Source organism: Pseudomonas sp. CLCA07 (assembly GCF_053615335.1).
This window is the reverse complement of sequence record NZ_CM132131.1, coordinates 5,207,049-5,219,904: the sequence shown is the minus strand read 5'-3', so window position 1 is coordinate 5,219,904 and position 12,856 is coordinate 5,207,049. Positions and strand designations below refer to the sequence as shown.

General features: G+C 59.9%; 10 protein-coding genes and 1 pseudogene. 5 read left to right on the top strand and 6 right to left on the bottom strand.

The window, feature by feature from the left end; translation table 11 throughout:
* Positions 1 to 83 precede the first annotated feature (83 nt).
* The 4 genes from ACWGZX_RS23900 to ACWGZX_RS23885 all read right to left on the bottom strand — a co-directional run bounded on the left by ACWGZX_RS23900 (position 84) and on the right by ACWGZX_RS23885 (position 3,658).
* Entirely contained in the window at positions 84 to 1,058 is a 975-nt protein-coding gene (locus tag ACWGZX_RS23900; RefSeq protein ID WP_452625698.1) for a FecR family protein, read from the bottom strand.
* Positions 1,059 to 1,098: 40 nt separating this feature from the next.
* A complete protein-coding gene (locus ACWGZX_RS23895; protein WP_452625697.1) occupies positions 1,099 to 1,599 on the bottom strand; it encodes a sigma-70 family RNA polymerase sigma factor in 501 nt (166 codons plus the stop codon).
* A gap of 130 nt (positions 1,600 to 1,729) precedes the next feature.
* Complete coding sequence (locus ACWGZX_RS23890; RefSeq protein ID WP_452625696.1) at positions 1,730 to 3,220, bottom strand: aldehyde dehydrogenase family protein; 1,491 nt, start codon at positions 3,218 to 3,220, stop codon at positions 1,730 to 1,732.
* A gap of 48 nt (positions 3,221 to 3,268) precedes the next feature.
* Complete coding sequence (locus ACWGZX_RS23885; protein ID WP_452625695.1) at positions 3,269 to 3,658, bottom strand: c-type cytochrome; 390 nt, start codon at positions 3,656 to 3,658, stop codon at positions 3,269 to 3,271.
* A gap of 242 nt (positions 3,659 to 3,900) precedes the next feature.
* Between ACWGZX_RS23885 and ACWGZX_RS23880 the strand changes: the two genes are divergently transcribed.
* From ACWGZX_RS23880 to ACWGZX_RS23870, 3 genes and pseudogenes are all read left to right on the top strand, one after another.
* A complete protein-coding gene (locus tag ACWGZX_RS23880) occupies positions 3,901 to 5,223 on the top strand; it encodes a hypothetical protein (protein WP_452625694.1) in 1,323 nt (440 codons plus the stop codon).
* Positions 5,224 to 5,460: 237 nt separating this feature from the next.
* Positions 5,461 to 6,681 (top strand): annotated as a pseudogene (locus tag ACWGZX_RS23875) (PDC sensor domain-containing protein); the annotation flags it as partial.
* Positions 6,682 to 6,822: 141 nt separating this feature from the next.
* Complete coding sequence (locus ACWGZX_RS23870) at positions 6,823 to 7,587, top strand: methyl-accepting chemotaxis protein (protein WP_452629059.1); 765 nt, start codon at positions 6,823 to 6,825, stop codon at positions 7,585 to 7,587.
* Between the two features lie 66 nt (positions 7,588 to 7,653).
* Here ACWGZX_RS23870 and ACWGZX_RS23865 read toward each other — a convergent pair whose 3' ends face one another.
* Both ACWGZX_RS23865 and ACWGZX_RS23860 read right to left on the bottom strand, forming a co-directional pair.
* Complete coding sequence (locus ACWGZX_RS23865) at positions 7,654 to 8,862, bottom strand: MFS transporter (protein ID WP_452625693.1); 1,209 nt, start codon at positions 8,860 to 8,862, stop codon at positions 7,654 to 7,656.
* Between the two features lie 417 nt (positions 8,863 to 9,279).
* Complete coding sequence (locus tag ACWGZX_RS23860; protein ID WP_452625692.1) at positions 9,280 to 9,642, bottom strand: DUF6124 family protein; 363 nt, start codon at positions 9,640 to 9,642, stop codon at positions 9,280 to 9,282.
* Positions 9,643 to 10,266: 624 nt separating this feature from the next.
* Between ACWGZX_RS23860 and ACWGZX_RS23855 the strand changes: the two genes are divergently transcribed.
* Together ACWGZX_RS23855 and ACWGZX_RS23850 are read left to right on the top strand one after the other, a co-directional pair.
* Complete coding sequence (locus tag ACWGZX_RS23855; protein WP_452625691.1) at positions 10,267 to 11,580, top strand: amino acid permease; 1,314 nt, start codon at positions 10,267 to 10,269, stop codon at positions 11,578 to 11,580.
* A complete protein-coding gene (locus ACWGZX_RS23850; RefSeq protein WP_452625690.1) occupies positions 11,573 to 12,853 on the top strand; it encodes an aspartate aminotransferase family protein in 1,281 nt (426 codons plus the stop codon). Before ACWGZX_RS23855 ends, ACWGZX_RS23850 begins: the two co-directional genes overlap by 8 nt.
* Positions 12,854 to 12,856: the final 3 nt, after the last annotated feature.

Sequence of the window (12,856 nt, the reverse complement as noted above, 5' to 3'; positions counted from 1 at the left end):
TGTGGATCGCAAACGTATGCGTTTGTTAATGCAAACCAGTTGCAGTTGGACAAGAAGACGAGGAACTCGAAAAAAACCTGAATTTATTTTGAAATTATTTCCTGACTGCCGTCATCGAGGGTGCGCACGGCCACCGGCAAGATGCTTGGCAAGGCCTTGAGCAGTGCGTCGGTGTTGTCAGAATTGAACACGCTGGTCAGGCGCAGATTGCCGACTTTGTCGTTGCCGACGGTGAGCGGTTTTTCGCGGTAACGCGATACTTCGGCAGCCACCTCACTGAGACTGGCGTTGTTGAACACCAGTTTGCCGCTGCGCCATGCCGTCAGTTCGGCCGGGTTGACCGCATAAGCCGGCGCGACAACCCCTTGGGCATCAATGCGAGTGCCAAGTCCGGCAGTGAGGCTGATGACATCGGCGCCCTGCCCCTGAACCTTGACCGTGCCCTGCTCCACCGCCACCCGGGTTTGCGACGGATCGCGGCGCACATCGAAGCGCGTGCCGGTGACCGTCACCTGGCCGTTGCCCGCGTCGACCACAAACGGTCGGCTGATGTCGTGCTCGACGCTGAACATCGCTTCGCCCTCAGTCAGCTCGATGCCACGCCGGTCTTTTTCAAAGCGCACCTGAATACGGCTACGGCTGTTCATGTCCATCAACGAACCGTCCGGCAATACCACATGGCGACGTTCACCCAACGCCGTGGAATATTCAGCGGTAAAAGGCGCCGGTTGATGCAATCCACTGAACCATCCCACGCCCAGCGCCACGGCCACCACACTGGCCGCCACCGCATACCGCGCCCACGGCTGACGTGCGCGGTGAGTCGGCGCGGTTTCACACAAGGCTTGCAGGCGCGCGGCCGGCACCAGGTCAACCGCCATCCACAAGCCCTGAAGCATTTCGAATTCGTCTTGATGTTGAGGATGTTCGTTCAGCCAGGCCTCGAAGCGCCGGTACTCCACGACGTCCACGACCGGTTCCTGCAAACGCACGAACCACTGCGCCGCCTCGTCGCGAACCGTCGTTTGCCCGCACGCACAATCACGAGTATCCATCATGGAAGTTCCTGCTTGGCTGGGGGAGAGAAGCCGCGGCCGCTCATGGTTGCGATCCGTCGAGGCGATCACGCAGATGCCGCAAGGTGCGGATCATATACTTTTCCACCATGTTCTTGGACAAACCCAGGCGTTCGGCGATTTCAGCCTGGGTCAAGCCTTCGATCTTTTGCCACACAAACACCTTGCGGCAATTGACCGGCAACTCGGTGAGCGCCCGTTCGATGGAATCAGCCAACTGGATCGCCTGCATGTACTGCTCCGGGTCGCCGGACGACGACACACTGAGATCAATCGCCTCCGACTCCATGGCGCCCCGCCGATCCTCACGCCGATAACCGTCCACCGCGATGTTGCGCGCGGTCTGGTGCAGATACGCCCGAGGTTGTTCCACCGCCGCCGAATTCGATTCAAGCACCCGCACGAAGGTGTCGTGGGCCAGGTCCTCGGCCTGCTGACGATTTCTCAGGCGACGGGTCCAGGTGCCAACCAACTCTTCGTAATACTCGAAAAAGCCATGTCTGCGGGGCAGCTTGGGGGTCATTGCGGTGTGCTGTGGAGACGGGGCGTGAATAGTAATGCTTCCTATTAACCGGAAGCAATGGATTCCACGTCGGCAGTGTCGCCGTTAGTCAGTCAAGCCAACGGCCCCCATTGCAGGGGCCGTCATCGAATCAGTGCGCGATGCACACCGATTTCAGCTCGGTATACGCCTCAATCACCGCCCGACCGAACTCACGGCCCATGCCCGATTGCTTGACGCCACCAAACGGCATCGCCGGATCCAGCAGCACGTGGGCGTTGACCCACACCGTGCCGGCCTCGATGCGCGGCACCAGGTTCATGGCTTTGCCAAGGTCGTTGGTCCACAGGCTGGCGGCCAGGCCATAGCGGTTGTCATTGGCCAGTGCGATCACGGCGTCTTCGTCGTCGAACGGCATCACGCCCAACACCGGGCCGAACACTTCTTCACGGGCCACGGCCATGCTGTGGTCGATGTCGGCCAGAATGGTCGGCTGCACGTAGAAGCCCTCGCCTTCCACCAACTCACCGCCCGACACCACGCGCGCGCCTTCGCGGCGAGCCAGTTCGATGTGCTTGAGCACGCTTTGTTGTTGCTTGCGCGACACCAGCGGATTGATCGCGGCATTGCAGTTCATGCCGGCACCGATAGGCATGGCGGATACCGCCGCCGCGAGCGCCTCTACGAATTGATCGTGGATCGAACGGTGCACGTAGAAGCGCGAAGCCGCCGCACAGACCTGACCGTTATTCAGCAGGCCACCGAGGATGGCGCCTTGAACGGCTTTTTCGATGTTGGCATCGGCCAACACGATCATCGGGTTTTTGCCGCCCAGTTCCAGCGAGAAGCGCGTCATGTTTTCCATGCACGCCACGCCGACACTTTTGCCCACGGCGGTGGAACCGGTGAACGACACTTTGCTCACCAACGGATGCGCCGTCAGTACGCCACCCACCGAAGCACCGCCACCGGTGACGACGTTGAACACGCCGGCCGGAATACCCGCTTCCAACGCCAGCTCAGCGAGGCGCATGGCGGTCAGCGGGGTTTCCATCGCCGGTTTAATGATCACGGTGCAGCCGGTGGCCAGCGCCGGCATCAACTTCCAGGCAGCGATCAGCAGAGGGAAGTTCCACGGCACAATCCCGACCACCACGCCCACCGGCTCACGCTTGGTGAACGCGGTGAATTTGGCGCCCGGCGGCAGCGGGATCGACACGTCGAAGGTCTGGCCTTCGATCTTGGTCGCCCAGCCGGACATGTAGCGCATGAACTCCACGGTGGCGTTCAAGTCGAGGGCGCGGGCCATGTTGATCGACTTGCCCTGACTCAAGGTTTCCAGCTGCGCCAGTTCTTCGGCGTGTGCTTCAACCAGTGCGGTGAAGTTCAGCAGAATGCGTTCGCGGTCGGCCGGACGCAAACCGGACCACACGCCGGATTTGAACGCGGCGTGGGACGACTGCACGGCGCGCTCGACCACGTCCAGCGGCGCGTCCAGTGTTTCGCAAAGGGTTTGCCCCGTGGCCGGGTTGACCACGGAGATAGTCGGGCCATCCGCCAACACCCATTGGCCGTCAATGAAGCAGCCGTGACGGCGGCCAAGGAAAGCAGCAACCTGCGGCAGAATTTCAACGTTGCTCATAATTCACCTGTCGTTCAAACGTGGGGTTCAGCCTGGAAGTCCGGCTGATTAGCGTTGTTCTTTGAGATAGCAAACGACCGCCTGGCGGTCATCGGCGGAAGCCAGCCCCATGTAGGGCATGTAGGTCCCGGGCACATAGGCCTGGGGTTGGGTGATCAGTTGGCTGATGGTTTCGGCTTGCCAGGTCACGTCTTTGCTGCGCATCGCCTGGGAGTAGCTGAAGCCTTCGAGCGAGCCGGACTTGCGCCCGACCACGCCCGACAAGTTCGGCCCCATCATCCCGGCCATGCCTTTGCTCACCGAATGACACACCCCGCATTCATTGGCGAACACCTGGGCGCCGTGGCCCTGGTCCGGCGTGCAATCGGCGGCAACCACGGTTTGTGCCAACGCCAGTGACAACAAACCGATGAGGGAGAATTTCTGTGAAGTGAACATAAGAGTGCGACCTTGAGAATCCGTGAGGGGAAGCAACAGCAGGGTTGATACGGATTGTCAGCGGTCAGTGACGCGCAGGTTTTGCCCTGCGTGCCAGTCGTGTTGGCCGGGCTGCCAAACCGGGCATTTTGGCAAGCACAGGCAACTCTTTGGCAACCACACAAAAGGGCGAAAAAGTTCCGGGCCTTAGTATCGAAAAAGACCTCAACCCTGTGGTCATGAACAAGAATGGATGCCACACCATGCTCAAGTCCCCCTTGCTTCGTCTCTCGACGCTCGCGCTGATGATCAGTGCCGCCCAGGCTAACGCCTACGAACTCTATGCCAATGACGACACTCACCTGAACGCCACGCTGGAAGCGGTGTTCGGCATGTTCCACAGCCAGGAAAACTACGCGTTGTCCGGCCGTCTCGACGAAGGTTCCTCGTCGTGGCGCGAGGGCTACATCAAATACGGCCTGAGCTTCGACAAAGGCCTGGGCGGCGTCGGCACCGCTTATGGCGCCGGCAATATGCTCAGTTCCGGCACCTGGGGTGACGGTGATGCCGCCGGCTTCACCAACGGTACGGAACGCACCACCAAGTTCGAAGACGCTTACCTCGGCTGGCGCTCGGGCAAGCTGTTTGAAGCGCTGGGGGATGACGGTGTCGACCTGTCTTTCGGGCGCCAGAACATCGTGGTCGGCGACGGTTTCCTGATCGATGGCGACGCGCTGAACCTGGGCAAAGGCCTGGCCGACGGCGAGTTCAATCGCGGCGGCGCCTACTACCTCGCCGCCCGTAAAGCCTTCGACGAAACCGCCGTGTTGCGCCTCGGTGGCAAGCAAGGCTGGCGCAGCGACTTGATGTGGCTGAAGTCGGATAACCGAGGCCAGGCAAAAACCGAAATGTACGTCGGCACCCTCGAACACGTCGCCGACGCAGGCACGGTCGGTTTGACCTACATCGACACCAACGATGTCGACAAGCAGTTCGCCTCGCCGTTGCAGCTTGAGCGCGATGGCATGAAGACCTACGCCTTGCGTGCGACGGGCAACGCCGGGGTGAAAGACCTGTTCCTGTCCGGTGAATACGCCAAAGAGGATAAACCGCACACCAGCAGCGAAGACGCCTGGTACCTGGAAGCCGGCTGGACCTTCTCCGAGTCGATCTGGACACCTTATGTCGGCTACCGCTACAGCCGTTTCTCGGAAAACTATGACACGTTGTTCTACGGCTTCAGTCGCGGTTACGGAACCTGGTTCCAGGGTGAAGTGGCCGGTAACTATGCCGGTCCGTTCAACACCAACTCACGTATCCAGAACGTCTCGCTGAAAGTCACGCCACTGGAAAACCTCAGTGTCGGCGTGTTGTTATTCAACTTCGACACCATCGACCGCAACCTGGGCAACACCGATGGCCAAGAGGTTGACTTGTACGCCGAATGGCACGTCAACGATCACCTGACCATCATGCCGCTGCTCGGTCTGTACCAGCCGGACAAGAGCGCCGCCCAAGGTGGCACCCAGTTAGGCAACACCGACAACAACCTCTATAGCCAAGTGGTGTTTGCCACCACGTTCTAGGTTTTGTCCGACGCAAATCTTGTAGCCACCGGCGCAATCTCTGTGGGAGCGACCTGTGGCGAGGGGGCTTGCCCCCGTAGGGTCGCGCAGCGGCCCCAAAGACTCTGGGACTGCGGTGCAGTCCAACGGGGGCAAGCCCCCTCGCCACAGGTCGCTCCCACAAGTGGCGCAAGTGGCGCAAGTGGCTACAGATTGCGTTTGCCGCGTCATTGCGCCTCAAGGAAAAAGGCCTTTCCAATGCACCCGAAATTTCTGACGATCCAGAGCAAGATCGCCCTGCTCGCCGGCCTCTGCCTGCTGTTGGTGGTGAGTTTGCTGATGGGCTTGTCGCTGTATCAAACCCATCAAAGCAGCCAGCAAGTCGCCCAAGCCAGCAGCGACATGCTCGGCAACGCCGCCAAGGAACACATGCAGGCGCTGGGCACCGTGCAGGCGATGCAGGTGCAACGCACCTTCACCCAGACTCACGAATACGGCCAAGGCTTGTCGCGCTATTTACTTTACCTGCGCCAGCTGCAACAGCAGGGGCATCTGACCCGCCCGCAACTGCGTCAGGAACTGAGCACCCAGCTTCACCAGGCCCTGATCGACAAGCCCGACCTGCTCGGGCTTTATGTCATTTTCGAACCCGACGCCCTCGATGGCGCCGACACCGGTTTCGCTGACCAGGCAGACATGGGCAGCAACGGGACCGGACGCTTTTCCCTGTACTGGGTGCAAAGCAAACCCGGCGAACTGCAAGCGGTGATCGGCGACGAAGCACTGCTCGCCAACACCTCGCCGGGCCCCAGCGGCGCACCGTACAACGCCTTCTACACCTGCGCTCGCGATACACGTCAGGCCTGCGTGCTGGAACCCTATTTCGACGAGGCGTCTGGCAGCCGCAAACTGGTAACCAGCATCGCCTTTCCACTGATGGACAACGGCAAAGTCATCGCCGTGGTCGGCCTCGACATCAACCTCGCCGCCCTGCAACACAACAGCGAAACCAGCGCCCATCAACTGTTCGACGGCCATGGGCAGATCAGCATTGTCAGCCCGCGCGGGGTGATCTCCGCCAACAGCCAGGACGTCAGCCGCCTCGGGCAGCCGCTGGAGAATGCTTCGGTAATGGACGCCTTGCGCCAAGGTCAAGCAAAGGTGTTTGTCGATCAGCAGCGGATCAACGTCCTCGAACCGCTGGCGCCGATTGCCGGCGCAACACCGTGGGGTGTGCTGGTGGGCGTGCCACAGGACGTGTTGCTGGCACCGGTAACAACGCTGCAAAACGAACTCGACGCACAAGGGGTAAAAAGCACCGCGCTGGAGTTGTTATTGGGCGGTGGTTCGGCCCTGCTCGGGTTGATGTTGATCCGGTACGCGGCGTTTCGCATCACCCGGCCGCTGCAACTGCTCACGCGGGTGATGGAGGATATCTCCCTGGGTGAAGGCGACTTGACCCGACGCCTGGCGGTGCAATCGCGGGATGAAATCGGCCAACTGGCGACTGCGTTCAATCGCTTTGTCGAGCGTATTCATCACTCGATCCGCGAAGTGTCTTCGGCGGCGCTTGGCGTCAACGAAGGCGCCAAGCGCGTGTTGCTGGCATCGAATTCGTCGATGGACAACTTCGACCAACAAACGACCCGAACCAACAGCGTCGCTGCCGCGATCAACCAACTGGGCGTCGCCGCGCAGGAGATTGCGCATAACGCATCCGATGCTTCACAACAAGCCAGCGCCGCACGGCAACAAGCCGAAGACGGGCGCCAGGTGGTGGAGCGCACTATCCAGCTGATGAACGAACTGTCCGGCAAAATCAGCACCTCGTGCGCCAACATCGAAGTGCTCAACGGCAAAACCGTGAACATCGGGCACATCCTCGAAGTGATCAAAGGCATCTCGCAGCAGACCAACCTGCTGGCGCTCAACGCCGCCATCGAAGCCGCCCGCGCCGGTGAAGCAGGCCGTGGGTTTGCGGTAGTCGCCGACGAAGTGCGCAGCCTCGCCGGGCGCACGCAAACGTCAGCAGCGGAGATTCAGCAAATGATCGAAGAGCTGCAAATCGGCGCGCGCGAATCGGTGACGACCATGACCGAAAGCCAACAGCACAGTGAGGAAAGCGTGAGCATCGCCAACCTCGCTGGGAAACGCTTGAGCAGCGTGACGCAGCGGATTGGCGAGATCGACAATGTGAATCAGTCGGTGGCGGCGGCCACTGAAGAGCAGACGTCGGTGGTTGAGGCGTTGAATGTCGACATTACCGAGATCAACACCTTGAATCAGCAAGGGGTGGAGAATCTGCAATCGACATTGCGGGCTTGTACTGAGCTGGAAAGGCAGGCGGATCGGTTGAATCAGTTGGTGGGTAGTTTTCGGATCTGAAGGGTGTGACCGCTTTTGTGGCGAGGGAGCTTGCTCCCTCGCCACTGGGTTTCAGAAGCTACCCAATTACTGGAAGGTTGGCTCGGCGCAAGTCGCTGATGTAGTACGAAGTACACGCAACCCCAAAAGCACGATCACCACCATTACAAGCCCCGCGCCAATGGCCACACCGAACCCTGCCCGCGCGCCATAGACATCGATGATCAAGCCCGAAAGCACTCCACCGAGTGCTACGCCGATGCTGATGCCTGTCGTCATCCACGTCAGTCCTTCGGTGATCCTCGACGGTGGAACAATGATCGTACCGAGATTCATGACGATGACCATAGTCGGCGCGAATGACATTCCTGCCACAAAGAGCATTCCGGCAAGGATGTAGACGTCCGGTGAAAGAATAGGCAGCACCGCTGTTACTGCTGTTACCAGTACCCCAATAAAGAACTGCTTTTCAATCGACAAGGAAACCCTTAGCGCACCGAAAGTCAGACCAGCGATCATCGAGCCGAGCGCATAGGCTGCCAGAATAAAGCTGGCGGACGCTGGCCAACCTTGTGCATTGGCGAAGGCAACAACAGCCACATCGATGGATCCGCCAATCACACCCATCGCTAGAAGCGCCAGAACGATGGTGCGAACACCAGGGATAAGCAAAGTCGAACTTGCGTTCCGCCTGCTGCCCACAACCACTTTCGGCTCTGTCTGCCGTTGCAAAAGAAAAGCCGTTACGCCGATGACCAGAAGCACGATGGCAACAAGAGGCCCGGCTTCGGCGAAGTAGCTGGTGCTCAGACCAATGGCGAGTGGTGGCCCGATAATAAAGGCGAGTTCAGTTAGAACAGTGTCCAGGGAGAAAGCCGTGTGTAATTGCGGCTTGCCACGGAAAAGCTGTGTCCAGCGTGCTCTTATCATGGCGGGCATGCTCGGCATCGTGCCCGCCAGTGCCGCCAGAATAAAAAGCAGTAAGGTCGGGGCCCTCACATAGACGGCAATTATCAGCGCCAGCAACATACCAATGCTGAAGGCTGTAACAAAGGGCAGAACCCGACTCTGCCCCCGTTGATCAACGAGCTTCGATATTTGCGGGCCGATCAGCGCATTCGCTAATGTAAAGGTACCTGCGACCGAGCCAGCCAACCAATAAAGACCCGTCTGCTGCACCAACATGGTAATGATGCCGATGCCGATCATTGCCTGTGGCAGACGGGCGATGGAGCTCGCGATGACTAACCCCATGACGCCAGGGGTTGTCAGTAGTTCGCGATAGGGATTAGCCATGATTTCTCCAGTTTATAATTTGATGCTGACGCCTCAGGGCCTAAAGCAACCTGCTCCTCGAATAGATGATGAATACACAAATGATCAGAAAAGTTAGCCATAACTTGGCCGTGCATCCTTGCCTCCCGGAAGTGAATAACATCCACTCTATCGATTGATTGCACCTACAGCATGTAAGTGCAGTTCCCTATTGCTTATTCCAGAACGCTCGCAGCGAACGTTTCTCATAAAAAGCAACTAGACGACACCGGATGTTCCGCTCAAGCAAAGGAGAAAACGAATCAATCTTGAGCTTATTCAGCAACAAAATAATTCAAGCTGCCGTTTTGGCGGTTCAGTCGATTGATCCTGGATTGTCGCCTGTATCACCGCTTTCGCGGGCAAGCCCGCGATGAACGATAACGCGGTCTCTGATTGTTACTTCGGCACCTCAACGTTATCCAGCATCCGGTTCGCCGCGAGTTCCGCCAGCATGATGATCTGCTGGATCGCCATGGCCGTATGCCGATGCGGCCCTTCCAGGTACCCCGCAAAATCGCTGGCCATGACACTCGCCTGGGCCAGTGACTCACAGGTGTGGGCCAACAGGTCTTCGTCGTTGATATCTGGCGCTACGAAAAACATCGTGCTCGGTTTGCGGGCGACGGGGGATTTGAGGGCTGAGGGGTTGAGGTAGTGATCGAGGGCGCGCTCGGCGGCTTCGTGGAATTTCTTTGAATCGACTGATTCGTAGGGGGATGCCGGATCTGTGTCTGGCGGGTTTGGCGTTACCTTGCACATATTCATTCGTTCCTGAATGGGCAACCACGCCTCGCTACTAATGAGAGGGGTGGCGGCTGTACGCAGGTTAGTAGACCGGGGAACGAAGGAAAGCCGGCGCGCCCGAGGGCGCCCTGCGCACAGCCACCATCAGGTACAGGCATGGAAATACCTGTCTGACAGACGCCTGTCGCATCATTCGAACCTCGGGCTACTAAACCCGATCACTGGAAATCAGTGACGGGAATCAAGTTACCGAGGGCGTCCAAAGCGCACAAGCCGGCGGATTCTGGCGTAGTCGTAGGTAATGGCGCAAGGCGTTGTAGCTTTCAGGAAGTATCCTTAAACACCTTTAAACATGTGCTCGAATTTGAGACCGCCATCGCGGGCAAGCCACGCTCCCACAGTGATCCGTGTGGAACACAAAATTTGTGTCCGGCGCAAAACCCTGTGGGAGCGTGGCTTGCCCGCGATGAACGATAACGCGGTCCAACTGCCCTCCCCCCGCCAAATCTGGCACCCCCACACAACCGCTTGGCATACGCACAAACAAGCCCCACCACCACCCGCGCGTAGTATCAAAACCGATCCCCTTTTCTACCCCCCAAAAACAACAAATCGACCCTAGGGTCGCGGGAGACTTCTGTGCTTAAGAAAAGTGCGTTGGGCTGGCCAAAGATCGCCGGTCTTGGAATTGCGTTAGTGGTGGCCGGGCAGTTTTCCGGCTGGAATTTCGGGCTGATGGCCGGCGGTTGGATGAACATGCTGATCGCCACGGTGTTGATGGCATTGCTATGTGGCGGGCTGGCGTTGTGTGTCGCCGAACTGTCGACGGCATTGCCAAGTGCCGGTGGCGTTTTCGTCTATGCACAAAGTGCGTTCGGGCCGTTCGTGGGTTACCTGGTCGGCGTCGCCTGTGCGTTGGCGCTGACCATCGGCACTGGCGCGGCGGCGACGTTTATTTGCGCCTACACCGAATCGATTTTCGGCCTCGGTGGCTGGCCGGTGAAAATCGCCTTGTTCGCGGTGATTATCGGCATCCACCTTCGTGGTGTCGGTGAGGCCATGGGCCTGACCATGATCGCGGGTGTCATCGCGGTGGTGGCGCTGCTGACGTTTGGCGTGGCCATGGCGCCGCATATCGAACTGGCGAACCTGTTGAAGATGCCAGCAGCATACGCCGGGCCAGCGGTCAGCCTAGGTGGGATTTTTGCCTGCGTGCCCTTTGCCATTTGGCTGTTCATCACCGTGGAACAAACCGGTTCAGCAGCGGAAGAAGCAAATAACCCCGGCCGCACCATGCCACGGGGAATCCTCGCCGCCATCGGCACCTTGCTGGTGACGGCGCTGGTGGTGCTGGTCTGCGCACCGGGCGCGGGGGGTGTCGAGTTGGTCGGTTCGGCGGGTGATCCGCTGTACGCCGCGATGACCAGCACCAACGTCTACGGCGACGCTTCGTGGCTGGCCAAGGTGGTTGGCTGCGGTGCGGTGTTCGGGCTGATCGCGACCTTCTTCTCGCTGATTTACGCCGCTTCTCGCCAGTTGTTCGCCATGGCCCGCGACGGTTTGTTCCCGCAGTGGCTGGGCAAGACCGGCAAGCGCGGCACGCCGTTCCCGGCCCTGCTGCTGATCGGTGTGATCGGCCTGCCGATGTCCGCCGTCGACCCGGCGACGGTGATGCTCGCGGTCGTGCTGCTGCTCAACGTCTGCTACCTGTTCATTTTCGGCGCATACCTGCGCATCAAACGCAGCCAACCTGATCTGCCGCGCCCGTTCCGTCTGGCCGGCGGCACCGTGGTTGCCTGGCTGGGCCTGGCCTTGACGCTGGTGGTGATCGCCGCCTGTTTCCAACTCGACATGATGATGCTGATCGCCCTCGCGGTGACCTTCGTGCTGTGCATTTTCAACTTCCTGCTGCGCGCCCGCAGCGCCAACCTTGAGGTTCCAGACCATGCCTGAAGACACGCTCCTGCAACGCCGCCATCGCGTTCTTGGCAGCGCTTCGCCGTTGTTCTACGACAAGCCGCTGCACCTGGTGCGCGGTGAAGGCGTCTGGCTGTACGACGTCGACGGCCAGCGCTACCTCGACGTCTACAACAACGTGCCCTGCGTCGGCCATTGCAACCCGCACGTGGTGGAAGCGATGCACCGTCAGGCGACGACGCTGAACATCCACACACGCTACCTCGATGAGCAAGTGGTGCGTTACGCCGAGCGCCTGACCGCCACGTTTGCCAAACCGCTCGACACCGCGATGCTCACCTGCACCGGCAGCGAAGCCAATGAGCTGGCGCTGCGCCTGGCGCGGTTTGCCAGCGGCGGCACCGGCATCATCGTCAGCGATTACAACTACCACGGTAACTCGGCCTCGTTGGCCGAAGTCACCACCGCATTGCCGTCGCCGGAACCGTTCGCCGCGCACGCCCGTGCGGTGCCGATTCCTTGCCTGTATCACGCGCCCGCTGGCACCACTGAAGCGCAATTGGCGGAGGAATATGCCGCCAACATCAAAGCCGCCATCGCCTCAATGCAGGCGCAAGGCATTCGCCCTGCTGCACTGCTGATCGACACCCTGTTCGCCAACGAAGGCTTGCCACGGGTGCCAGCCAGTTTCGTCAACAAAGCGGCCGAACTGATTCGCGCCGCTGGCGGTTTGTTCATCGCCGACGAAGTGCAATCCGGGTTCGGCCGCACCGGCGATCACCTGTGGGGCCATCAAGCCCACGCCGTGGTGCCGGACATCGTCACCCTCGGCAAACCGATGGGCAACGGTTATCCACTGGCCGGGCTGATCACCAGCAAAGTATTGGTCGAGGCCTTTGGGCGCAGCGCCATGTACTTCAACACCTTCGGCGGTTCGCCGGTGGCGGCAGCGGTCGGCATGGCGGTGCTGGATGTGATTGAAGAGCAACAGCTGCTGCACAACGCGCAATCCGTTGGCGCTTATGTTCAGCAGCGCCTGCAAGTGCTGGCCGGCAAGCATTCGATCATTGGCGACGTGCGCGGAAAAGGTTTGTTCTTCGCCATGGAACTGGTGCGTGACCACGCGAGCAAGGAGCCCGCCGGAGCGGAAGCACGCAAGGTGGTAAACGACATGCGCGACAACGGCGTGCTGATCAGCAAGATCGGCGCGGGCGACAACATTCTCAAACTGCGGCCGCCGCTGGTGTTCAACCGCGACCACGCCGACCTCTTCGTTGACACGCTGGACCGCGCCCTGAGCGCCCTTTGAGGC